The organism is Pedobacter chinensis (assembly GCF_003339865.1).
Lineage (GTDB): Bacteria > Bacteroidota > Bacteroidia > Sphingobacteriales > Sphingobacteriaceae > Pedobacter > Pedobacter chinensis.
This window is the reverse complement of record NZ_QPKV01000015.1, coordinates 79,522-105,703: the sequence shown is the minus strand read 5'-3', so window position 1 is coordinate 105,703 and position 26,182 is coordinate 79,522. Positions and strand designations below refer to the sequence as shown.

18 protein-coding genes are annotated in these 26,182 nt (G+C 35.6%); 7 read left to right on the top strand and 11 right to left on the bottom strand.

All coding sequences use genetic code 11. The annotated features are described in order from the left end of the window. Window positions 1–27: 27 nt before the first annotated feature. From DU508_RS22725 to DU508_RS22710, 4 genes are all read left to right on the top strand, one after another. Window positions 28–1,017, top strand: a complete 990-nt coding sequence (locus DU508_RS22725) for a UDP-glucuronic acid decarboxylase family protein (protein ID WP_115404964.1) — start codon at window positions 28–30, stop codon at window positions 1,015–1,017. A gap of 288 nt (window positions 1,018–1,305) precedes the next feature. Next, a complete protein-coding gene (locus tag DU508_RS22720; RefSeq protein ID WP_115404963.1) occupies window positions 1,306–2,046 on the top strand; it encodes a WecB/TagA/CpsF family glycosyltransferase in 741 nt (246 codons plus the stop codon). Window position 2,047: 1 nt separating this feature from the next. Beyond that, window positions 2,048–3,052 (top strand): Gfo/Idh/MocA family protein, encoded by a 1,005-nt coding sequence (locus DU508_RS22715; RefSeq protein ID WP_115404962.1) that lies wholly within the window; start codon window positions 2,048–2,050, stop codon window positions 3,050–3,052. Window positions 3,053–3,056: 4 nt separating this feature from the next. Beyond that, a complete protein-coding gene (locus DU508_RS22710) occupies window positions 3,057–3,941 on the top strand; it encodes an aldo-keto reductase family protein (protein ID WP_115404961.1) in 885 nt (294 codons plus the stop codon). Between the two features lie 274 nt (window positions 3,942–4,215). On the opposite strand, the gene DU508_RS22705 is transcribed toward DU508_RS22710, so the two are convergent. The 11 genes from DU508_RS22705 to DU508_RS22655 all read right to left on the bottom strand — a co-directional run bounded on the left by DU508_RS22705 (window position 4,216) and on the right by DU508_RS22655 (window position 21,794). After that, a complete protein-coding gene (locus tag DU508_RS22705; RefSeq protein WP_158542237.1) occupies window positions 4,216–9,327 on the bottom strand; it encodes a right-handed parallel beta-helix repeat-containing protein in 5,112 nt (1,703 codons plus the stop codon). Window positions 9,328–9,599: 272 nt separating this feature from the next. Next, window positions 9,600–10,742 carry a glycosyltransferase family 4 protein gene (locus DU508_RS22700; RefSeq protein WP_115404959.1) on the bottom strand — a complete coding sequence of 381 codons (1,143 nt, stop codon included), beginning with the start codon at window positions 10,740–10,742 and terminating at the stop codon, window positions 9,600–9,602. A 3-nt stretch (window positions 10,743–10,745) separates the two neighbouring features. Next, complete coding sequence (locus tag DU508_RS22695; RefSeq protein ID WP_115404958.1) at window positions 10,746–11,870, bottom strand: glycosyltransferase family 4 protein; 1,125 nt, start codon at window positions 11,868–11,870, stop codon at window positions 10,746–10,748. Window positions 11,871–11,877: 7 nt separating this feature from the next. Continuing rightward, the gene (locus DU508_RS22690) at window positions 11,878–12,735 is read right to left on the bottom strand and encodes a glycosyltransferase family 2 protein (RefSeq protein WP_115404957.1); all 858 of its coding nucleotides are present in this window, start codon (window positions 12,733–12,735) and stop codon (window positions 11,878–11,880) included. Then, complete coding sequence (locus DU508_RS22685; protein ID WP_115404956.1) at window positions 12,732–14,210, bottom strand: O-antigen ligase family protein; 1,479 nt, start codon at window positions 14,208–14,210, stop codon at window positions 12,732–12,734. The genes DU508_RS22690 and DU508_RS22685 overlap by 4 nt, the downstream gene beginning before the upstream one ends. A gap of 2 nt (window positions 14,211–14,212) precedes the next feature. Beyond that, complete coding sequence (locus DU508_RS22680) at window positions 14,213–15,436, bottom strand: glycosyltransferase (protein ID WP_115404955.1); 1,224 nt, start codon at window positions 15,434–15,436, stop codon at window positions 14,213–14,215. 3 nt (window positions 15,437–15,439) lie between these two features. After that, entirely contained in the window at window positions 15,440–16,381 is a 942-nt protein-coding gene (locus tag DU508_RS22675) for a hypothetical protein (protein ID WP_115404954.1), read from the bottom strand. Between the two features lie 10 nt (window positions 16,382–16,391). Next, window positions 16,392–17,699: a lipopolysaccharide biosynthesis protein gene (locus tag DU508_RS22670; protein WP_115404953.1), complete on the bottom strand. Its 1,308-nt coding sequence runs from the start codon at window positions 17,697–17,699 to the stop codon at window positions 16,392–16,394. Then, window positions 17,692–18,621, bottom strand: a complete 930-nt coding sequence (locus DU508_RS22665) for a glycosyltransferase (protein ID WP_115404952.1) — start codon at window positions 18,619–18,621, stop codon at window positions 17,692–17,694. Before DU508_RS22665 ends, DU508_RS22670 begins: the two co-directional genes overlap by 8 nt. Window positions 18,622–18,654: 33 nt before the next feature. Then, a complete protein-coding gene (locus DU508_RS22660; protein WP_115404951.1) occupies window positions 18,655–21,039 on the bottom strand; it encodes a GumC family protein in 2,385 nt (794 codons plus the stop codon). Window positions 21,040–21,044: 5 nt separating this feature from the next. After that, window positions 21,045–21,794 (bottom strand): polysaccharide biosynthesis/export family protein, encoded by a 750-nt coding sequence (locus tag DU508_RS22655; RefSeq protein WP_115404950.1) that lies wholly within the window; start codon window positions 21,792–21,794, stop codon window positions 21,045–21,047. Between the two features lie 840 nt (window positions 21,795–22,634). On the opposite strand from DU508_RS22655, the gene DU508_RS22650 reads away from it, so the two are divergent. From DU508_RS22650 to DU508_RS22640, 3 genes are all read left to right on the top strand, one after another. After that, window positions 22,635–23,741 (top strand): glycosyltransferase, encoded by a 1,107-nt coding sequence (locus tag DU508_RS22650; protein WP_115404949.1) that lies wholly within the window; start codon window positions 22,635–22,637, stop codon window positions 23,739–23,741. A 503-nt stretch (window positions 23,742–24,244) separates the two neighbouring features. Next, a complete protein-coding gene (gene rfbF, locus DU508_RS22645; protein ID WP_115404948.1) occupies window positions 24,245–25,063 on the top strand; it encodes a glucose-1-phosphate cytidylyltransferase in 819 nt (272 codons plus the stop codon). A gap of 27 nt (window positions 25,064–25,090) precedes the next feature. Further along, a complete protein-coding gene (locus DU508_RS22640; RefSeq protein WP_115404947.1) occupies window positions 25,091–26,179 on the top strand; it encodes an NAD-dependent epimerase/dehydratase family protein in 1,089 nt (362 codons plus the stop codon). Window positions 26,180–26,182: the final 3 nt, after the last annotated feature.

Sequence of the window (26,182 nt, the reverse complement as noted above, 5' to 3'; positions counted from 1 at the left end):
GCATTGGCAGAAAATTAATAGATTAACATGAATCGAAAAAGAATTTTAATTACAGGAGCTGCAGGTTTTTTAGGCTCACACCTTTGCGATCGTTTCATTGACGAAGGCTACGATGTTATCGGTATGGATAATCTAATTACCGGTAACCTGGCTAATATCGAACATCTTTTCAAATTAGAAAACTTCGAATTTTATCACCACGATGTTTCTAAGTTCGTACACATTCCAGGGGATTTAGACTACATCCTGCATTTTGCTTCACCGGCAAGCCCCATTGATTACTTAAAAATCCCCATACAAACGCTAAAAGTTGGATCTTTAGGCACCCATAACCTATTAGGATTAGCCCGAAACAAAGGCGCAAGAATGCTGATTGCTTCTACCTCTGAAGTTTATGGCGACCCGAGCGTAAACCCACAGCCAGAAGAATATTGGGGAAATGTAAATCCAGTAGGACCTCGCGGAGTATATGATGAAGCCAAACGCTTTCAGGAAGCAATGACAATGGCCTACCACACTTTCCATGGTGTTGAAACTCGTATCGTTCGTATTTTCAACACTTATGGCCCAAGGATGCGTCTAAATGATGGACGGGTTTTACCTGCCTTCATCGGTCAGGCATTGAGGGGTGAGGATTTAACGGTTTTTGGAGATGGCAACCAAACGCGTTCATTCTGCTATGTTGATGATTTGATTGAAGGTATCTATCGTTTATTGATGAGCGACTATGCACAGCCCATGAATATTGGTAATCCTGACGAAATTACGATTAAGCAATTTTGCGAAGAAATTATCAAATTAACCGGAACTTCTCAAAAAATAGTGTATAAAGAGTTACCTCAAGACGACCCCAAACAACGCAGGCCAGATATTACAAAAGCAAAAGTCATTTTAGATTGGGAACCAAAGGTTGACCGTGCTGAAGGTTTAAAAATAACTTATAATTACTTCAGGTCGTTGCCTGAAAATGATTTAGCTAAAATTGAGCATAAAGATTTTGCAATATATAACCGTTGAACCAAATATTCCTATTAATATTAAGAAATAACCTGGTTGAAAAATCAGGTTTTTCTTTTTAATGGCTTATCCTTAAAAGAGTATTTTAAAAGGTAAAACAGATTATTGACAAAAAACCACATCAGCCAAATAAAAAACTATTAATCAACAAGTTAATCAAAATAAAAACAAATTATAGCCCTATGGGGCTATTGTATTGCGATGTAAATAGTAAGACTTTAGTACTTAATAAGAGCAATGATTTATTGTTCTTGCAAACCTCTTGGGATTACCAAATATTAAAAATAAATGAACACGCCACTATTTGTAGATGTCTTAGATTTTAGAGTTTTTTCTGACGATTTGAATGCTATTGCAATTGGTAGTGATAAATGTCGGACGATTAATACGATCAGCCCAAATTCTTATGGCTTATCATTAAAAGATCAAGCCTTTAAAGCGGCTCTTAAAAAAACAGATTATTTGGTTCTGGATGGTGTTTATTTCGCATTCGCATCTCTAATGCTGAAAGGAAAAAATATTAAGAAAAACCAGGGACCCGATGTTTTTTATCATTTTATGGAGCGAGTGAACAAAAAAGGTGGAAAGGTCTTTTTTTTAGGATCAAGTCCTCAAACGCTTCAAAAAATGGAGAATCGTGTAAAAACAGATTATCTCAATATTGAATCCAAAAGCTATTCTCCTCCATTTAAGGAAAATTTTAGTGATGCAGATAACCAAGCGATGCTTGATGCCGTAAACGAGTTTAAGCCAGAGATATTATTTGTAGGCATGACTTGCCCTAAACAGGAAAAATGGGCTACAGAATTTAGAGGTAAAATTAACGCTGGCTTAGTGATTAGCATCGGAAATGTTTTCGATTGGTTCGCAGGTACGCAAAAAGCAATTCATCCTTTTTGGTTTAAGATTAGAATGGCCTGGCTAATCAGAATTTTTTACCGGCCTGAGATTTTCCGCAGGAATATTAAAAACCAAATGACCTTTTTCGGAGATGTAATAATGATTTTTTTAAAATTAAAGAGAATATAAAATGATAAAAGTTGCATTAGTAGGTGCAGGCAAAATGGGTGTTTCCCACTTGTCTATTCTTGGCGCCCACCCAGAAGTTGAAGTTGTTGGAGTTTGCGATACTTCTAAGATAGTTACCAATTTCTTAGAGCGCTACTCAAAGTTGAATTGTTATGCCGATTTTGAAAAAATGCTTGATCGGGTTAAACCTGACGCTGTATTTGTAGCCGTCCCAACCAAGTTCCATTATAAGCTTATCAAAATGGCAATGGATAAAAACATTCACGTGTTTGCTGAAAAACCTTTTTGCCTTAACACAACAGAAGGCGAAGAATTAATTGCTTTGGCAGCCAAAAAACAATTGATAAATCAAGTTGGCTATCACAACAAGTTCGTTGGCACTTTCAAAGAAGTGAAAAGAATTATCAAATCAGGAATGATCGGTAATGTGTATCATTTTGTTGCTGAATCTTACGGGCCGGTGGTAACCAAGTCCAAGCAAAGTTCATGGAGATCAAAACCAGAAGAAGGTGGTGGTTGCTTAATGGATTATGCTTCTCATGTAATCGACCTGGTAAATGATATCGTTTCACCAATAACCTCAGTTAAAGGTGCTACACTTGAATCTATTTATTCCAATACAGTAGAAGATGCAGTGTATTCGGTTATGAGTACCAATAGTAATGTGAGCGGAATTTTATCTGTTAACTGGAGTGAAGAAACCTACCGGAAGATGTCAACTACTGTTACCATTCTGGGTTCGAAAGGCAAAATAATTTCCGATGCAAATGAGTTAAAATTATACCTCAAAGATGAAAATAAAGAAGATTATACCAAAGGCTGGAATGTAAAATACATTACTGATTTAACTGATCAGGTAAACTTCAATTTAAGAGGGGAGGAATATTCGGCGCAGGTAGATTACTTCATTGACGCCGTAATGAAAAGAAAGCCCAATACCATAAATACCTTTCAGCAAGCTTGGGAAACCGATAAAGTGATTGAATTACTTAAACAACATAGATAACATTATGGATAGAATATTATTTGGCGATAACCAGTTCTTCGCCGTCAACCACATATCAGACGAAAAATCGCGTGCACAGTCTATACAATTTAAAAGTGACAATGCTATCATTAAAACCTTAGATAGCGCTCGTGAAGCCGGTTTAAATACTTTTATGTGTACCACCCATGACAGGATTATTGGGATCTGTGATGTGATTCGTAATAATCCTGAGAAATATGAGCATTACAAGATTTATCCCTGTATGCCATATGCACATAAGTATGCAAATGCAGCTACAGAATTGGGCATAGCAGGAACGATCAAACAATATGTTCCGGGTAATGTGTTCGGTTCCTTGTTTAAAGGCGGAATGGCTGTTCTAACCAAAGATTATATTTCATTGATTGAGCTGATGATCGATGCTGAAATGAAAATGTTTAAAGGCATCAATACACCAGTTATTTTTCTTCAAAATGTAATTACCGATTTATTAATTGGCTTAAGGGCCGAAGAAATTTTAATGGCTTTCTACAATCACGTAAAGAAAAAGTATAATGCCGAACCTGGTTTTATTACCATGTGTATGCCAAAACTTTATGAAATATTAGAAAGAAATGGCGTTGAGAATCCAATCATCTGCTCATCTATCAATAAAGTGGGTTTCAGAATGTCTGGAAGTAAAGAAGCATACGAAGAAGTATTAAGAACAAAAAGAGGTAGATTTATTGCCATGCAAGTTCTTGCAGGCGGAGCAATACCACCTGAAGAAGCCATTGAATACATTTGTGGTTTACCAAATATTGAATCCATTCTTTTCGGGGCATCCTCACAAAGAAATATCGAGAGTACGGTGTCTTACATACATAAATTTGATGAATTACAATTGACTACCGCTTTGGCAAGCTAGTTAGGGAACCGATCTTTAATACTATGGCAATGAATGTTAAAAAAGTGGCCTCAAATCAGTCATGACCGAAGATTTTTTTTCGACTTTTCATTAAAACAAATCTCAATATGTAAAATAAATAAATATCTGATTATAAGATATTTATTTATTTTAAATTAACATCTAGTTATATAAAATCAACAAGATATGGCAATATTTAAGACCAGTGCAAAACAACTACTCAAATCTTAGTCCACGTCATCCAACCCATGATGCAATTAAAGCTACATGAATGTTATTCTATTTTTATAAAGGTCTTTGCTAATTTGGTCATTCCATCAATAAAAATAAGAATAAATGTCCCCATCGGTAAATTAGAAACATCTATCTCCTCTAAAGTACTTCCTATATTTACTGGTACTTTCTTAACCTTTTGTCCGTTAGTAGAAATTACTTCAATATACCCAACATTGCTTACTTCCGGATGCTTTACATGCAAAATGGTTTGAACCGGATTTGGATATAAAAATAACTGATCCTTTGGCTGCAATGAACCTCCGTTAAAAGCCGGGCTGTTAACGGTTATACTTTCTTTCCTATTTACTCCGGAAGCTATTTTAAACTGCCAGTAACCACTCGGGCGGGCTACATCTCCCACAACAATTGCCCCATCGTATAACTTAAAACTGCCATTATTTTCACTGTATACAATATATTCCGGATATAACTCATGTGTAGCCACCAAAGTATTGGAAACATTATTTGCAATAAGCTTAGGAGGCGATGTTTCACCCGACATGCTAAAAGCGGGACTTGGTATCACTTCACTTTCTGCTCTGTTGGCTGAGGATTGAATTTTAAACCTCCAGTAACCTTCAGCCCTGTTAACATTACCTACATTAATCGTCCCGGCATAAAGTTTGTAACTTTTTCCGTTTTCACTTACCAGAATATCATTCCTGTAGAGCTCGTGCGTTGCAATTAAAGTGTTCTTAATGTCATCAGCAATAACTTTAGGACCACTGGGTATCCCCGGAATAGTGAATGCAGGGCTCGACATCACCGCACTCTCCATGCGTCCGGTAGCTGCTTTGATTTTGAATTTCCAGTAACCTACGGGTCGAGATACGTTCCCTACATTAATTATGCCCGTATATGGTTGAAAAATTCCATTATTTTCACTTACTACAATGTCATTCGGGTAAAGATTATGAGTAGCAGATAAGGTATTGGCAACATCATCTGCAAAAAGGCTGGGCGGGGTTGGAGTTTGAATAATAGTATAGGCGGGACTAAGTACCACTGAACTTTCGGTCCTATTTTCCCCAGCTTTAATCTTAAACTTCCAATAACCTGCTGGCCTGGCAACATTGCCCACGTTAATTGTACCATTATAACGCTGGTAGCTTCCACCGTTCTCGCTAACCACAATATCAGCGGGATAGTCACTATGATTAGCTGACAACGTGTTGGCGACATCATCAGCAGCAAGCAAGGGGGCACTTGGCGTGATGGCCTTCGTGAAGGCAGGGCTCGATGCCACGGCGCTCTCACTGCGCCCGGCAGCCGCCCTGATCTTGAACTTCCAGTAGCCTGCCGCCCTGGAAACATTGCCCACGTTGATCGTACCGGTGTAGCTTTGGTAGCTTCCGCTGTTCTCGCTGAACACAATCTCTGAAGAATATTGGTCGTGGGTGGCAGTCAGGGTGTTGGCTGTATCATCAGCGGTAAGCGTGGGAGATGTTGATGTTCCCGTGACGCTGAAGGCGGGACTTGGAACCACAGCGCTCTCACTGTGGTTCGTGCCCGTTCGGAGCTTGAACTTCCAGTAACCTGCCGGGCGGGCGACATTGCCCACATTGATTGTTCCGGTGTACAACCGGAAGGCACCTCCGTTCTCACTGAACACAATATCCCCTGCATAGGTATCGTGACTGGCCGACAGCGTGTTGGCAACATCATCTGCAGCAAGCACGGGGGCGCCTGGAGTGATGGCCTTCGTGAAAGCAGGGCTCGATGCCACCGCACTCTCACCGCGCCCGGCAGCCGCTCTGATCTTGAACTTCCAGTAGCCTGCCGCTCTGGAAACATTGCCCACGTTGATCGTACCGGTGTAGCTTTGGTAGCTTCCGCTGTTCTCGCTGAACACAATCTCTGAAGAATATTGGTCGTGGGTGGCTGACAACGTGTTGGCTATGTCATCAGCGGTAAGCGTGGGAGATGTTGATGTTCCCGTGACGCTGAAGGCGGGACTTGGAACCACAGCGCTCTCACTGTGGTTCGTGCCCGTTCGGAGCTTGAACTTCCAGTAACCTGCCGGGCGGGCGACATTGCCCACATTGATTGTTCCGGTGTACAACCGGAAGGCACCTCCGTTCTCACTGAACACAATATCCCCTGCATAGGTATCGTGACTGGCCGACAGCGTGTTGGCAACATCATCTGCAGCAAGCACGGGGGCGCCTGGAGTGATGGCCTTCGTGAAAGCAGGGCTCGATGCCACCGCACTCTCACCGCGCCCGGCAGCCGCTCTGATCTTGAACTTCCAGTAGCCTGCCGCTCTGGAAACATTGCCCACGTTGATCGTACCGGTGTAGCTTTGGTAGCTTCCGCTGTTCTCGCTGAACACAATCTCTGAAGAATATTGGTCGTGGGTGGCAGTCAGGGTGTTGGCTATGTCATCAGCGGTAATTTTCGGCAATATCGGGGTCACAGTAGCCATCGTAAAAGCCGGGCTCAATACCTCGGCACTTTCATTTCTTCCTGCAACGGCTTTAATTTTGAACTTCCAATAACCTACTGCCCGTGCAACATTACCAACTTTTATCGTATCTGTATAATTCTTGAACTCTCTCCCGTTTTCACTAACAATAATCTCATTCTGATATTGGTTATGAGTACTGATTAGATTGTTGGTATCATCATTTCCGGTAACTAGCGGGGCTGTGGGTGTAATTAGAGCCGAAGTTCGCATCAAAATTATTGAGGAATATGGTTGCAGGGTTACAGTTTTAGAATAAGAAACATTCTTAGGGTCCACATATGTTCCATCTAAGATTACTGACTTTGTTGCATCGCTAGCATTGTACTCAAATTTGATATAATCATCAGGTTTGGTCATCGTAACATCAGCTTCGTAAAATTCAACATCATCCAGCCAATAAGTAAAATCTCCATTATCTGATTCGATAGTTACAGACGTATTAGCCTCATCTATAGGGAAAGCAAATATACATTCGTAAATATTGGTTGTTTTTGTAAGTTTGAATGCACTAACGGTAGAAATTGTTTCATAGGGGGCATTCCAATGCCTCAGAAAAGCTGTTATAGTTGCATCTTTGCTCCCCGCGGCTTTAAACCGTAACATATATTTCTTAGATGCACTAACTGCACCGATATTTATAAAAAAATAAGATAGTGCATTGCTGTTTAGTCTAATTGAACCACCAGCGCCTAATTTATTTGTATTATCCCAAGATGAGGATGAGGTTCCATAGCCATAAAAAATCGGCCCGGTGATATCGCTGGAAAAATTACCGTTAGAAAATCTGTTTGTACCAATAACCTTATTGAAGATATAAGTTGGTAAGGATAAAGGAGATCTTTTTGAAGTCGCATCCTGTTTAAATTGCGATGACCAATCAGGTAGGCTATAATTGATTGAAGTATAGGATGGGCTATGAATAAATTGTTGCGTATGAATAACCTTATCATCATCAAAGGGCCTTTGATAGTAATTGTTATTCAATGTACCAATTGAGCCGATGTCATTCTTTTTTGAGGTAAGTTTAGAAACCCATTGTGTGGATTTCTTGGCAAAAAAGATATTATCAGTTACCTGAAGATTTGTGATGGGGTTTCCCAAATCATCATGTGCTGTAGAAAACTGAGCACCACAGTCAAATACCGTATTCTTAGTGATAGAATTATTTCTAGCATTGTGAACAAAAATACCAATATCACTGACGGTGCTAATACTGTTATTTAAAACATTGACACCAGTTACATTGTCATCTAAATAAATTCCAACAACACTGCTGTTTTCTGCAGTGGTTCCTTCTTTTACGCCAATTCCATTGGTAATGATATTATTAGTAATAGAGCGGTTTGTGAAATTGGTGTTAATAATTCCCGTAAATGTGTATATCCCACCGCCATCATCTTTTACGGAGCAGTAGTTATCCACGAAATTGTTTCTTACATGTGAGTTTTCTCCACCAAAATATATACCGATATAGCCTGTATTAGTAATTCTGTTATGATCGATAAGGGTATTATTTGCTGTTGCATAAATTGCAATACCATTGTGATCACCACTTTTACTCATACCCGCAAACGGCATGGTTTTATTGATAACATTACCTTTAATAATGGCACCGGTACAACGTTCAGTTAGCGCTATAGCATTGTTGTATGAATTTGAAATAGTACAATTTTCAACTGTAAGATTTTTAATATCGGTTGCATTTATTGACGTGTTACCAGTAAAATCAATATGACAATTTTTAATGCTAAAATTGGTTCCTAAGGCTAGTGAAAATGCATTTACATTTGCCCCTTTAAAGCTAATATTTTGGAATGATATATTAGATTGAACCCCATCAGTGGCATTAGATACTATGATGTTATCTATAGTACTTACTTCAACATTATAGGAAGATGGAGAATTATCACCAAAATAAACATACATTTTTCCGTTTCCGGCATTGTAATACCACTCACCAAACCTATCAAGAGTTCGCTGATCATTCTGAATAAAATAACCATAGTTATCATTGGGGGTATAATTACTAGAACTTCGATCGTAGACTAAAGTTGTACCGATTTGAGCGGTAATATGATGCCGATCTAAAATCCAATGCGTTTTCCTAATTACAACCTCCGCACCTTTCCAATTTATAGCAGAACCAAGTTCGCTATCCGTAATGGAGTTATCAGTTTTGGATTTAATTTTAAGATAACCTCTATTAGCAGAGTTGCTATTTGGGTATCTACCTAATTCTTGGGCTGCATCATTAATTAGTAACACATTTACAATTGCGCTTCTTAGCGCGTCTGTACTTTCATAAACTCCATCCCCTACAGCCCGCCACTGTTTAATAGTTGTTAATGCGCTGATTATTGGATTGATTCCCGTTCCATACGCAGTGAAAGATATGCCAGATGCTTTCAAGATAATAGATCCGGAAAAGACCTCATTTCTCTTAAATGATACAACATCGCCAGCCTTTAAACTTGGGAAAAAAGCATTTAACTTCTCAATGCTTTTCCAAGGGGTGTTTGGATTTTGAGCATCAGTAGCTGACCTGCTATCATTACCTGAAATGGAAGAAAAATAATATGTACTTGCGACGCAAAAATTAAAAGATAGAATAAAAACTGCGCAAAAGAAAATTCTTAGGCACAACAATTTGAGAGCACATAAATTTAGAAAATGATCTACGGGACGATTAATCATTTAATAAAAAGTTAATTTTGTTTGGTGGGTAAAACTAGTAAAAAATTAACCTTATGAACAAGACTTGAACCGTAGTTATTACATTACATTAGAAAATTGTTTTAAAATAGACATAAAAAGATATTCAAATGACAAAAAGAGAATACAAAAGCATAATCGCTTGTATTACTGTATTTTACTCAACACCTTTCAGGAATTGTATAAGAAATGATACAAAAAAATTAGTTTTGAATAGCTTTTGAACCTGCCTCACTGATAATTTTTGAAATGTTTTTTTCAAAATTATCGATTGTAAAGCGTGCATCAAAATGTTCCTTTCCTTTAGCGCCCATTACTTTGGCCATATCAGGATTGTCAATAAAATATTGAATTTTATTGGCTAGCTCTTCAGCATTTTTTCTAGGAATAAGAAAACCTGTTTCTCCTTCTGAAATCATATCTGGTATTCCACCTTCGGTTGTAGAAATAATTGGTAAACCATGTTGCATCGCTTCCAGATTAACAAGCGGAAAAGCTTCGTAATGGTAAAATGTTGGGAACACAAATACGTCAGCATTATTGAAAAAATTAAGCTTCTCCTCGGCATACTTTGGCCCATGAGCGAATACATGTTCAGAAAGATTATTTTCCATAACGAAATTTTCGAATTCACCGGGAGTAATATCCACCCAACCCCCAACAAAATTACAGATGAAAGGAACATTACTTTTTTTTAGTAAAACACAGGCCTCCAGAAGTACGTAAACACCCTTTTCAATCATCATATTTGACAGGTATAAGAGAGAAACCTTCGGATTATTTGTATTCTTTTGTGGTTTATTTTGGATATCGATAGTACTTGCCGGAATACCATACGAACAATAAAAAACTTGTTTCTCATTGACAAATTTATCTATATCTGAATACAAGTATTTTGATAGTAATATAGATTGAGTATTCTTAAAAGCGAACCTGTAAAGCAGATTATTAATTTTGGTTTGCTTAGCCAGGGCCACTCCCTTATTATGAAAATGATAAAGAATTTTTTTATTGGTTAATTTAAGTAGCGAAACTACAATGATATCCTTATAAAAAGCAGGGCCATTTGCTGTAAGAGACAAATAACATAAATCATACTTCTTGGTGGATATGAGTTTGACTACTTTTCCAAGAATAGATAAAAACTTAAATACCTTTTTAATACTTCCTTTACCCGTTTCGGCAAGAACAGTATTGGTAGCCAGGCTTACATAATCCGTATTATGATCATTATTAATGAGTTGGCTATTTTTGATATAATTATTAGCAATGGCAGCTCCATGTACCGGAGGTGGTAAATGAAGAATAAATAAAACATTTAGTTTTCTATGATCGGCGGTTGACATTGGTTAAGCAGTTATGGTGTTAGATTGTGTTGATTTATTTTTTTCAGCTAAAGCATAATTTACTGCATCGACAAGGCCCCCGGCGGCTTGTTGATGATTATAAGCTGCCACCATTGCTAATGCGTTGATAGAAAATTCATTATATAGATTGTCGTTCCCTAACAACTTCAAAATATGTTCTACCCAAATATTTACATTAATGGGAAGTATGTACCCGTTTATATTGTGAATGATTAAATCATTTGCTGCTCCAGCATCAACGGATGTAATTACAGGTGTACCGCTTGCACATGCTTCATTGGCCACAATCCCCCATTCATCATGCTTTGTTGTGAATAAGAATAATTTAGCCCTGCTGTAGTACTTTGGAAGTATTTTCTGATCCAAAAAGCCAGTGAATTCAAAGTCTACATTGTTCTGTTTTAATCTTTCTATCATCTCTTCCCTTTGTTCACCATCTCCAATGATCAGTGCTTTAAATCCAGGAATTTTTTTACTCAGCTCTATCGCAATATTTGCAAAAAAAAGCGGCAATTTTCTTTCAATTATTTGTCCTGAAAACATAATAGTAAACTCACGATCTCGAACTGGCAGATTGTCAAAAACGGAATTGTCGACACATAAGCAACTTCTAAAAATTTTATCATTACCAACTCCATAACTATTATACAGATCGTTAGTTCCCTTGCTAGGCGCCATAAAAGAAGATGCTACCCAGTAAACGAACTTTCTGATTTGTTTTTGGATCATAGAAATCGATTTCTCGGAATTAAAAGTTCCATCATTATATACAATAATTTTACGGCCATTTAGTAAACACCAAATAACCCCATAAAGCATTGTAGGCTTAAAGGCTGTAATAATTAACACATTAGGATTGAGTTTTTTTAATAAGGCCCATACGTTTGTATTATTGTGTCTAAAGGTTTTTGCTACATCTGTTAAAAAATGCATCTTGTAATTGCCATATTCTAATTCCCATTTCCGATTGGGCTCTAATTTTGCACAATATATTACATCATAAGAAAATTGATGATCTTGATGAATTAACTCATGCATACGTTCTCTATATGGAGCTGGTACCTGGCTCAGATATGCTATTTTAATTTTTCCGTCTTTAATATCCATAATTTGATTAATTAGTGCTTTTAAACTTGTCCCATACAATTGGAAATAAAGTTTTTAACCATAATTTCGCAAAAGCAAAAGGGAAAGAGGCTGGAAAAAAGGTCCATGTAAAATAAAGATATTCCTTATATGCAAGACCTTTTGGACTTTTTAAAAATTTAATCCTTTCAGTCAAAGTTGTATTTTGGGGTTTCCAGCTATTTCCATGATCATCGTTACAACTACCTAAAACTCCTGGGGCAACATATACTTTAAATTTGTTTCGTTTAGCTCTTAGCGTATAATCGTAATCTGCAATCCCATGAGTGTATGCTTTGGATAAAATTCCTATTTTCATTACAACCTCATTAGGAACTAACATTATATTTGCATTACCTAAATCGCATTCTAAAGTTTCCGTTTCATTGAATACCTTTTCGTATTTAATACTGAATTTAGAGGTCAATCTCTTACCACCATATGAAATTTGTGTTCCATTCAACTCACGGGTGCTACCCACTATAATTGAATTTATTTCGAGTTTATTTTTTAAATTATGATAGCAATTAATCATGGTAGAAAGGGCACTTTCAAATAAAAATGTATCATCATTAACCAAAAAAAAGAAGTCGAAGTTATGCTTTATCGCTTCACTCCACGACTTTCTCATGCCACCAGCCCAGAATAACTGCCCATTACCTTTAAAGATGTTTGCTTTAGGAAAAATCTTAAGTGCATCAATCACTGTATTATCTGAAGAACCGTCATCAGTTAAGAAGATTTCTAATTCGCTCTCATCAATTAGTATCTGATTTTTTAGGCTTTCAAGACATAGTATCGTTTTGTCTCGTCGGTTAAAGGTCGTTAGAAGCACTGCTATTTTCATAGTTTGTCCGTTGAATCTGTGTGGTAAATAATTTTTGTATTCGATAATAGATATATTAAGGAATTATAGAAAACCAGTATTAATAATATTAACATAAAATAATTGGCATCCCGAATAAACTGGATCTTAAACTGGTTGATCATCAAAAACAAAAAGAGTAAGTTAAATCCTAAAAGAAGATCAGTTAAATAATGGTTGTAAGCCCTCAGTTTATTATAAAGCGAAAAACCTCTTATCATGGTGGAAAAAAAGAGAAAAAGTAAAACAAATGCTCCGAAATATCCCCATAGTACAACTGAACTCATATATAAATTATGGTAGTCTGGTATATCATCTGTTCTTGGACTATCAAAGTGAGCAACAACATACTCAGTTCTTTTGGTAAAATAGCCATCGCCAAAAAACCCACCTGATCTTTCGATCTTCTTAAAACCATATTCAAAAATATCTCCCCGGTTCATATCTTTCCCACTTACAATACTTTTAACTGATAAACTATTCATGTTTACTTGTTCACTGCGCTTGGAAAAAACTTCAAAATCGAAAAATTTATAAGATTCATTTATAATAAAAAGCAAGAAAAGCCCAAATATTCCGCCAGCAATATTTATAATTTTGATTCTTTTTCCTAAAAAAACTATCGCTAAAACAATTAAAACAGGGAGTAAAAGTATAGAGGATCTCGTTCCAGATAATACGATTGCAAATAATCCTAACGATGAAACTAATATTGTAAAAATATAAAACCTATTACTGATCTTTTTAAATGTGCCACTTAATATTCCGGGTAAACATAGCGCGATTACAGAAATAGAATATTCAGCGTAAAACTCAAAATTCCCTAATGTTCCTGCAGATCGTGGTATATCAAGTTCCCAAACTGTGTCTTCGCCTAAATTTGGAAAAAATTCATACGGGGAGAAGAAAAAGTTATATCTCTGATTTAATGCATTAGCAAACATGTAAATAAAAAACACTCCGATGATTTCAATAATGGCAATATAATGGTTTTGGTTTAGGGTTATTTTTGAAGAATAATAAAACAGGAAAAAAAAGTTAAACAAAGTGATAGCAGAGCTCAATAACAAACTTAAAGGTGTGCTGCTATTAGCCAGACTAAGCACCTGAATTATACAAAATATAACAATGAAAAATACTGTGGTTTTAGTAAAACTGGTTTCAGAAAAAAAGCTCCTTCCATATAGAAACAAATAAGCTATTAGTGCTATTGATGCGGCTAAGTTAAATGTTCCTCCAATCTCATAACCATATGTAAAATGATTACAGATAAAAAGCTGCATTAAGAAAGAAAAATAATTCCTTTGATAAAGTGATATAAAAAATAAAAAAATCAATGAAACCATTGCAATAATAGTAACAGGAAGAGCGTATATAGAATACGTAAACGGTCCAATGATTACCGCAGCAGCAATTTTTATAAGAATTAAAGGAGTAGGGCCTAATTTCGCTTCCATATTTACCAAATTATTTCTTTATAAATTGCTTTATAGGCATTTGCTTGCACAATCAAATTATATTTCTTACCAATATCTTTGGAAATTTGCCTGCGATCGAAACTTTTAAGATTATAAGCACAAGACAACAATGCGTCACGAAGACCCTTGAGAGAAATTTCAGTTGCCAGAACTCCATTAACTCCATTTCGAATTAAATCCTTAAGCCCGCCGATATTAAAACCAACAACAGGGGTTCCAACAGCTAAGCTTTCAAGCATCACATTTGGTAAATTATCTTCCCTGCTTGGAAGAAGATAGATATCGGCTGCACTATATATAGCGCTAATATCATGCTGAGAATTAATGCTTCCTAAATATTTAATGTTCGCAAGTTTTTGGTTCATATTAATATTTCCAACAGCGATAAATTCGAATTTTGATGTAATCTCAGGATCATTAACGAGCTCGATGATAAAATTAAATCCTTTACGTATGCTTTTTACAGTTTCAGAAACAAACAGAACAGTAATCTTACCTTCAGATAATCCCATTTTTTGTTTAATGGAATGATTTTCTGTATACTTAAAAATAGATTGATCTATTCCATTTGGAATCAAAACATGTTTAAAACGTCCTAAATTTTCTGAACAAGATGCTTCATTATACATCCATTTAGATGGAGAAACTACAACCATATCCTTATCTTCCAGGTAGGAAAGTCCTGTTCTTTTACATTCATATTGTTCATGATCAATCTCTTTTAAATGTTCATTTCTTAAATTATCCTCCTTATAATGGAATCCGCCTTGAAAAGCATTCATATCATGCTGAGTCCACACAATTGGCTTTTTTAAAGTTTTAAAAAAAGAACTATAATCAACAAAATTCGGAACCCAATGCAAGTTAATTATGTCGCTGTCTCGCACAAGATGATGATTAACTAAATCTGAAAAAGATGTTTTAGCAAAAGAAAAAAACTCAAAGTGACCAGAAAAATTTCTATAGTCGTTATCATTTTTATGCTCAAGTGTTTGTGGAAATCCTATTTTTTTTAAGACCCTAATAAAAAGTAAAAAAATGATGTTCTTTTTAGGAAATTCGTAAATATCGTTTTCATCCCTGTTTTTCTTATTTAAAACAAGCATCTTACTTTCAATCCCTATTTGGAGCAAGCCCTTGTGCAATCGTACTGCTGCAGTTCCAGCACCACCACCATCAGAATAACATATATGCAGAACTTTCATTGTTTATGTTTTTTTGTACCTCATTGATCTTTGCATAAGCTTCCCGAATATCTGATCATAAAGTATTTTGAATCTACTTCTACCGCCTAAAAAAAACTTACGTCCATGGTAAGCATCAAATTTATATTCTGAATGGAAATATTCTGGTCTCGATAAATCACCTACTATCTCCGCCCTGACCCTGTGATGTGCGCTCGTTGCCTCAGAGAAGTGCTCACCCACATCTCCAATATTTGTAATTAAGTTTTGAATGGGTGTGATACACAAACCGTTGCCTTTAAATATGGCGAACTGCCATTGATAATCCCACGTATGTTTCAATTTCTGATTGTAAATATCATTGAACATATATTGCCATCTTTTTACCAAAGGAAAATAATTATCAAGGATTCTATCGAGCAACCTTTTTTCATCAAATTCTGGCCAATCCTTCATTTGAAAATCATAGGTTTGCCAAGCCCGTTTCCAAGTTGCCCATCCCCAAATGTGACCATATTTACTAAAAAAATAGTTTTTATTACCTTCAATTTTAAATTCCTCATTCCATCGGGTGCCAGCAATATGCATTACCCTATCATCTATTGCATATTCCTCAAGCAAGTGATCGCAGAAAGTGAAAAATGATTGAGAAGGCAAACAGTCATCCTCCAAAATAATTAACCGTTCTGTAGTTTCGAATGCCCAACTGATAGCCCCTGAAACCCCTGCCCCACACCCCTGATTTTCGAAAAGAAACCTGGTTACAACCTCACAATCCCAATCAACATGGGCTAATAAATTTCGGGTTTCATTAATCTTTGTGCTATCTGAATCATATCTATCTGTCCTTGGCCCATCAGAAAAAATATATAGCTTCTCTGGTTTATAATCTCTTATGGCTTCAAAAACATATTGGGTAGTTTCCGGGCGGCTGAAAGTAATGAGCAATACTGGCGTCTTCTTCATGTTGATACGGTTAATTCGACAATACTGGTTTATAATTACCAAACTTCTTTATAATAAAAATGCTTTGGAGCATAATTAGAAACATGTAAGATATGACTGAAGCAATAGCAGTCCCAATTTGCTTGAAGTAAATGCTGCCAATAAAATATGCACCAATACAAAAAACTGCTGTAGTTCCATTAATTATCAAATGCAATTTAGTTGCTTGAAGTGCATTAATAATGGCGTCAAACAGTGAGAAAACAATCATTAGGCCGCTCGTAACAACTAAAATGTTCGCAAATATTATGGCTTGAGGATATTTGCCTCCGGTTAAATAATTGATAATTATTGGAGAAACGGTCCAAAAAATGGCAATACTAAATAAAACTATACCTATTAGAAATAACGATGTGTTTCTAAGACCTTTGATATTCCTTTGACTGGTATATTTATAAATATCTGGTTCAAAGGTTTGAAAAAATGGGAATAAAGCGGTATATAAATATGCAGCTATTCCTTTTCCAATATTATAGAATCCCATTTCAACAGGCTGGTTTAATCTTTCTAAAACAAGATTGTCAAATCCAATAATGGGTATGTAAAGTAATGATGCAGGCAATAATGGCAATATAATTTTAATTGCACTTTTTAATATCTTCCGATCAATATTAAATTTCAATCCTTTATAGATATGGATCATAGACAGCAAAAAAAAGACTCCCTCTATAATGAGTAGTCCGAGCATCCTACCAGCTAGGTGCATATTCATTTCAATAATGAGATAAAGCCCTAAAATTATTGATGATATTCTATAACCGGATACAATGAAAAAATAGGATAGTGGCTTCTCTCCAAGTCTATAATTAACTTGTAAAAAACTCTTATAAACTCCTATCGATCCTGCAACAAAAGTCAAAATTGCAAATGGGTAAAACGGCACTTGTGAATTGGTAAACTTAAAAAATAAGATAAAACCCACATACACTATCGGAAGAAATACTAAATTCCACAAAATCAGAAATGATGTTAATGTTACAAGTACCCTTTTCCTGTCATGGTGACCATAATAAACAGACATATAGTAAGTTGTAAAGGAGAGGCTAAAGAAAATATTTATAAATCCTATCAATGATGTATAATAACCAAAATAACCAAATTCTTCTGCAGTTAAGTATTTTGCAAATAAGGGCGATGTGAAAACCGATACACTAAAATTAACAATGGGCACAAGAAGATAAAGCCCAGTAGTTCTTAATTTGGATCTAATTTTAGCTTTTATTGTCGGGTTAAATTTTAATGAATTTTTAAGATTCATTATTGCTTCTATTTTATTCATTAGCTATCAGTGAATCTAGGGTGACAAACCTTTCAAGTGGATTTGTAAATAAAGATTTCATGATGTTCTCTCCTGATAATTGTTCATTGGTGTATTTCTTATGCTGATCAAGAATAGCCTGAACATAATTTTCTCTATCATGATTTAACTTAATTAAAGTTTTTTTTCTGATATATTCCGGATCAACCTGTTTTGCTATCATGGCTTCAACTCCTTTTCTTATTGAACCTGGATTATCATCCACAATTATTGCGTAATCAGGATCGTAATATTCCTTTCTACCTCCCGAGCTCTTTGTGCTTACTACCGGGATTCCAGATAACATATACTCTAAACTTGCAAGCATTGGGCCTTCCTCTTTTGAAAGACATAACCCTACCTTTGATTGGTTGAACAATTCATTTTTTTCAGAAACGTTTTTCCAGTTTTTATTAAATTCAGCATGCTTCATTTCAGGATAAGCTGAATGCAAATCATTCTCTTTCATTCCAGCACCCTGGGTATAGGTAAGAATATAAATACTCTTGATTTCTCTTGCTAAGCCGATTCTTTTGAAAGGAATAATTTGAGCTGCATAAATTGCGTCGTATTTTTTTTCAACAGCATCAACAAAATAGTCATTTTCATTAGTATATATATATATAGGACATTTCATCCCCGCAATGTTAAACATATTCCTATAGTTATCTTCAGAGACAGAATTACACATCATCATTGACTGGACACCCAACTTTTTTAGTTTCATAAAAAAAAGTTTTTTCTGAAGCATTTTATAAATCTTAGCATGATTCCATGTAAGATGGACAAAAGCAATAATATTGCCTTCTTTGTTGTTCACAGCAATTTTCTCCAAAGCATCATAATCCTGTATACCTATGATCCTTGGATAATCATTTAATTTATAAGCGCCTTTGAATAACATTGTTTGTTTGATTTATTGTCTATAATTAAAATACTAAAACCTACTTTTAAAGTCGCTAAATAAATGCTTTAGAAAACCTCTCTTAGCATTATTATTATAGTAAGATTCATCATAACTGTATCCATATCCATGCTTTACTCTTTCAATAGAATTAAACACCACATAAGTATTTTTTAAATGATCTTCATCCTTAAGTGATTTTAGAAATTTTATTTCTGATTTCTCTGTATAGCCTTGTCTGATAACATAAAGTGTTACATCGCTTAACCTTGATAGAAGTATGGCATCGGGTACAAGATGAACCGGAGGACTATCAATAATGATATCATCATATCGCTCTTTCAAATCCAAAATGAGACTTTCTAATTTTTTTTTCTCAAGAAGCTCAGATGGGTTTTCTACAATTTTGCCAGATGGGATAATATCTAGATATTCATTTACCGAGGTTTTCTGAATGATTTCATCAATGTTAGCCTTATCATTCAGATAATCACTTAAGCCCATTTTATCCTGCGGTAAATCAAAATACCTCGTAATCTTGGGCTTTCTTAAATCGAGCTCAAGGATTACCGTTTTCTTTTGAGCCAATGATAATGCACTTCCCATATTTACGCTAATAAAACTCTTACCTTCATTAGAAACACTAGATGTTATGAGTGTGACTCTTCCTGATTCAACTTTATTATGCAGATAATAAAGTTTAATTCTTAGTGCTCTCAATTGTTCGCTTATAGCGCTAAGACTATTCCTCCTAATTGCAATTGGTTCTCCCCCATCTTCATATGGTATTTCACCAATTACTTTTACATCGGCAACCTTTGTTATATCATCTAGGCTTACAACTTTATCAGATAAAGCATTTCTTCCGTAAATAAGACCTAAAGGCATTCCGACCACAAAAACCAGGGATAACAAAAACACAAATGGTTTTGGGCTTTTAGGGATTTCCGAATAAGCATCATCAACAATTCTATTATTTGATAGATTTGAGGCATATTTAATGGCTACCTCCTCTCTTTTTTGCAGCAAATAGGTATAAGTATTTTCCTTGCTTGATTGCTGTCTTTTAATATTCACAAATTGGCGCTCATCAGAAGGAATATCCCTGATAGAAGATTCAAATTTGTTATTGTAAATTTGCAACTTGTTTCTGGTATCAAGCAAATTGTTCCTGATATTCTTTACATTTTCTTTAATCAAAGCCCTGGTGGTCTTAATCTGTCTGTTAATCGGATCAAACTCAGGGTTGCTCTCAGGCATATTGGCAGCCATTTTATCATGCAGCAATTGAAGGTTCGCTAACTTTTCAATTGAGCTGGATAGTGCTGCATCATTAATGCCAATTGCTGAAGGGATTTTATTACTGTTCGTTCCTGAATTCACATAGTTATCAATTCCGTTAATCACGCTCAATTGTAAATTCGCCTCATTTAATTTAGCATCATTGGCTTGCAAATTTTCCAGGCTGATTTTTGTTTGAGAACTGATATCTGTTAAGCCTTTGCTACTTTTAAATGTTTCAATTCCTGTTTCAGCAGTTGATAGTTCCCCATTCAACGATGCCAATCTTTGATCTAAAAAATCAAGGGTATTCTTTAACTCTCTGTTTTTTTCATCAGATGATGAAGCATAATATTCTGAAATCAATCCGTTCAAAATATCTTTACCTCTTTCATCATTGATATCAGAAACTGCCAAATCTATAGATGTACCTAACTTGCTCGATAAACTTGCATCTAGGGATCGCTGTAATTCTAACGTTTTTGTTTCAGGATCGGCAATTGCCATAAACAATACTTTGCCTTTTGATTGAAGAATATTTTTCGAAGGAATTAATTTCCAGATGCCAAAAGAACTTGTAAAAACTTCATTAAAATACGCTGTTCTTGTACTCTTATCTGGCAAGTATATGGTAAACGATTTTCCATCGATAATCCTGATTTTTACGCCCGCATTATCCAGCTTTCCGGTTTGTTTTTCCAGTACAAATTTAACCGGCGAATCTTTATACATATCAAGTGAAAAAAGGCCGTCATTTTCTGAAAATAATCCGTCTTTTCGGTAATAATTTACCCATAGACCTAAATCATCAACAATTCTGCTTACCAGTTGCCTCGATTTTAACACCTTGATTTCGTTTTCAATGAGCTGCGAATTATTGGTCAACCCGATGTCATCAAGCTGTGCTTTTGTATTGGTAGATTTGCTATCATCTTTAACAATCAGGGTAGCCCTAATTTGATATACTGGTTTATATCGTTTTAAATAAACAAAAGCGAGCAACAAAGCAAATACTAAAGCAATTAAAAATAATGGCCAATGAAAAAGATATTTTCCCAATATTCCTTTCCAGTTATCTTTCGATTTCCCTGTTTCCCCAATCATGTAGGTGGTAAACTGTGCCTGTTGTGTAATCATAAAGTTTATCTATAAATATTAGAAAGAACAATAGCTATTATCGATAAACCAGAAAGAACAAGTGTTGCCGTTCTGTAACCTCGATCTACTGTGGCATATTTCGTGCGGTCTGGCTGCACATATATTTCATCATTGTTACGAACATAATAATATGGTGATTCAAATATTTTTTTTGAAGTAAGATCTATTGGGATAAACTGTCTTTTGCCATCCTCTTCTCTAACTAAAATGACGCTCTTGCGCATTGCCGTAATATTTAAATCGCCAGCTAAACTTAATGCTTGTGTTATTGTAGTTCGCTCGTTTTGAAGGGAATAAACGTTCGGCCGTTCTACGTCTCCGTAAACACTAACTTTAAAATTCAATATCCTTACGTTCACTACAGGATCGTTGTAGAACTTCAACAGCATCACGTTTAGCTTTTCTTGAAGCTCAGTTGTGGTTAGTCCCTCTGCTTTTACACTTCCTACTATTGGCAAATGCACATTGCCTTTTGTATCTACCTGATAACCGGGAATAGCATTTTGTTGATTATTTGGTTCATAACTAAATATTGATGAAGATTCAGGGGTTCTGCTGGTTACCTTAATAGCCAGGATATCAGTTGGCCTGATGGTTAACGGAGAATAGTTTTTAACCTGGTCCACAGTAGGGATATCGCGGTTAAGATCCTGATAATAAGGGATATTTTTATATGAGCCACACGAGCTCAATAATGATACAATTGCAAGCAAAAAACAATAATTTTTATTCATATTAGGTGTTTGAAATAAGTACAAGGTAACTTTGTTTTATTTTGAATTACCAATACGAAAGTCCTGTATTATTGGTTTTAAAGCAATAGCCCCATAGGGCTATGCCTATTATTCAACAGCTTCATCGTAGGATAAGTAATACAATTTCTAGAGGGTTTTGACACTTTATTTTTAGTCCTTTTTTATCTAAAATGTTAAAAAAAATAAGATTTCAAATTATTACTTAACATATAAATAATTAAGCTAATGCAATCTTAAAAGCACTTTTTTTGAAATTCAAGGTTGAGAAATTTAAGCTAGTACATAAAGAATGAAGAACACGATTAAGCTTTGATGTTCAATTCTTGTTGATGGCCTTTTTCAAATACTTACATTTAAGTATTCTGTATTAGAATTCATAAAAGTGATGAATATCTGCTTGTAGACTTTATACCTTTAGTCTATATTTGCCATATCTATTAACTTAATAAAGAAAAACATAGCTCCACAAATTCAGTTTCTTTCTATTTTATAAAACAATCGACCAATGTCGGGAAAGTATGAGAAATAAATAATCAACCAGCAGGGCAGTTTTAATTTGATAAGCTTTAGATCGTAAGGAATTATCACATATATTAGTTTGAACACCACCTCTAACCATTTGTAATGCTGCTCCAACTTTTTACCGATAATTTTTGAATGAATATTGTGCACCGATGATTGTGCTGAGCATGATAACTTGTTTGCTTCAAATCGTTTGTACACATAATAATAGCCCTAAACAGCAAGCATTTTTCGCGAAATGTTTCTGTAAAAGGTGATTAATTACTAAGAATTTTGAAAAATTTAGCCTTTTAGCCTATGAACGTGCTATTCTATCATCGTTTTTTAAAACGTACAGATGCAGCTTCTCTTCCCCATCATTTCTTTTATGGCGCATTAGATCTTGATAATTTTGATGTTAATGTATCTTTTCTTGAAGATGCATCAATGGGTAATAGAATTGTTCTGGCAATAAAAATGGCTTTTAAAATTATTTTTTTTAACCAATCACATGACCTTATTTATGCTTCTACACCATACGGCCTGGAACTTTTGGTTCTCTTAAAAGCTATTTGTTTATTTAACAAACCCATCGTTGTTTGGCAACACCGGGCACTTAGATCATCAACAAATCCTTTCAAAAAGTGGCTTTTAAAAGTTTATTATAGCGGTTTTAGTAAGATGATTATGTTTAGCGATCTTCATGTTCAGGAAACCCTCGCTACTGGCATAACAAAGCGAGATAAATTAATGCAAATGCACTGGGGACCAGACACCAATTATTTCGACAAAATAATTGCCGAAACGGATAACAATGCGGTTCCAAGATATTTTTGTTCTACCGGAAGAGAAAACAGAGATTTCCCCACCTTAATTAAGGGTTTCGAAAATGCTCCAGAAAGTATCCTCAGAATTTATACCACTAAGCGGCATGGCAATATGAACAATGAAAAGCTTTTGTTAGCTTATGCCGATAAACACAAAAACGTGGAGGTTAATATTATTGAGAACAAACCCACCTTAAACAAATTTTTGTCAAAAGAGGTTTACAAGAGCCAATGTGCCATTATTTCTTGTCATGAACATAAATATACAGTGGGCTTAACTTCTCTTTTGGAAGCCATGGCACTTAAAAAAGTGGTTATTATTTCCGACAATCCTTATTTCCCTATTGATGTTGAAAAACAAGGCATAGGTATTAAAGTGCCTTACAACGATCCTAACGCTTGGACAAAAGCCATCAACTTCATTATGCAGAACCCTGAACTCGCTTCTGCTATGGGCGAAAAAGCAAGAAAGTTTATTGATGAGGAATGCAATGCTGATATTTTATCTTATAACGTTGCAAAATGTCTGTATGAAGTTGCCGGAAGAAAATTTTCAGAACCATCAATTTTAAAAGTACAAAATATGGTTAAAGCATAATTACCTCCCTAATTTTTCAATAACATTTATTCGAAATTCAATACATTTTCTCAAAATCACTTTTCATTATCCGCAATGTAAATACATTCCCTTTTTCGTATTTAAGTAAATCAAAATGATCAGTTCATAAAGTCAGAATCGGGTAGGTTTGCCATAATTTTTCTAACCACACCCCTTGTCAGTTACATTAACCATAAGGGCTTCAACTCTTTAAAATCAATTTATAGTCTTAAAGGGCTATTGTAGTCGCCTTGCAGAAGGAATAATTTAGTGTTGCGCTCTTAAAATCAAGAAACCAGCCAGCAACATTCTTTTTTAGCCTTTTTCCTAAAAAAGTGGTAATCAAGTGAGTCTTTATTTCCAGTAGCTGTAGAGTTAAGCAGGTCCTTCAGCGTAAAAAAATTGAGTGATAATGTAGATATAGCTTTACTGATGAGAATTAATTAAGCGCATTAATATCTCAATAATGGGTATTCCTAACAAGAACTAAGAAAAATAAAATTATGAAAGCAGTAATTATGGCTGGAGGGTTAGGTACCCGTATCAGCGAAGAAAGTGGGGTAAGACCCAAGCCTATGGTAGAAATTGGGGGAAAACCAATTCTTTGGCACATTATGAAAATTTACTCATGCTACGGCATTAACGATTTTATCGTTTGCTGTGGATATAAGGGGCATGTAATTAAAGAATATTTTGCCAATTATTGCCTTAACAACTCTGACGTTACATTTAATATGAAAACCAATTCAATGGAAATTCATAAGAATGAAACAGAACCCTGGAAAATCACGTTGGTAAATACTGGTTATAACACCATGACCGGCGGCAGATTAAAAAGAGTTGAAAAATATCTTGATAACCAAACTTTCTGTATGACTTATGGAGATGGCTTGAGCGATCTCGATATTACCCAAGCTATCAATGCCCATAAAAGAGCCGGCAAACTTGCAACATTAACGGCTGTTCAACAACCAGGTAGATTTGGAGTATTTAACCTTGGCGAAGGAGAAAATTCCGTTAAATCTTTTCAAGAAAAACCCGATGGTTCTGAAATGCCCTGGATCAATGGGGGCTTTTTTGTCTTAGAGCCGGAAATCTTCAATTATATTAAAGATGATGACTCTGTATGGGAAAAAGAGGCGATGGAAAATCTGGCAAAAGACGGACAACTAAATGCCTATAAACACACTGGATTTTGGCAACCAATGGATACATTGCGAGATAAGACTGTTTTAGAAGAGCTTTGGCACCAAGGAAAAGCCCCTTGGCATTGGGAATTATTATTGCACAACATTGCCTTAACTAAAATGAGTGCCATTTAACAAGTTTCTTTCAAAATATATCAAGATATGAAAATACTGATTACAGGAAATATGGGCTACATTGGTCCTGAAGTAACCGCTCTCCTTCGCAAAAATTACCCTGAAGCCACATTAATTGGCTACGATATGGGTTACTTTGCTTCTTCCCTTACCCACACGGCATTTTTACCCGAAAACCAGCTAGACCAACAAATATTCGGCGATGTAAGATCACTGGATCCGGCAATATTGATCGGGGTAGATAAAGTTATCTATTTAGCTGCCATTTCAAACGATGCAATGGGTAATCGTTATGAAAATGTGACTTATGATATTAATTACAAAGCGGCCATTACCATTGCATCTCAGGCAAAATCGGCAGGCGCCAGTTCATTCGTATTTGCATCTAGTTGTAGTATGTATGGCAAAGCTGATGGAGATGCTAAAACCGAGCTTTCGCAATTAAATCCTCTTACTGCCTACGCTAAGTCCAAAGTATATGCCGAGCGTGATCTGGAAACTTTAGCTACAGAGAACTTTACCATTACCTGCTTAAGGTTTGCAACTGCCTGCGGTATGAGTTCACGCCTGAGACTTGATTTAGTTTTAAATGACTTTGTTGCCGGCGCTGTAAGTAGTGGGAAAATCAAAATTCTCAGCGATGGAAGTCCGTGGCGACCTTTAATTCACATTAAAGACATGGCTAGAGCAATTAGCTGGGCAATTACCAGAGAAACCACCACTGGCGGCGAATTCCTGGCCGTTAACGCTGGAAGCAGCAGATGGAACTATCAGGTAATCGATTTGGCTAAAGCGGTTTCATTAGCCATTCCCGGACTGCAGATCGATCTCAATAAAAATGCTACGCCAGATGAAAGATCGTACAAAGTAAATTTCTCTCTTTTTGAAAAACTTGCACCAGAGGCACAACCAGTTTGTAATTTGGACAATACCATTGAAGAACTTTACAATGGATTGATTGCGATGGAATTTGACAATATTAACTTCCATAACTCACCATTTATGCGCTTAAAAATCCTCAATGGTTTACAGGAGAAGGGGTTTATTAACGAGGATTTGCAATGGAATTTTAAATCTGTTGCAACAGAAAAAAATCAATCAATTCTAACTTCATAGTTA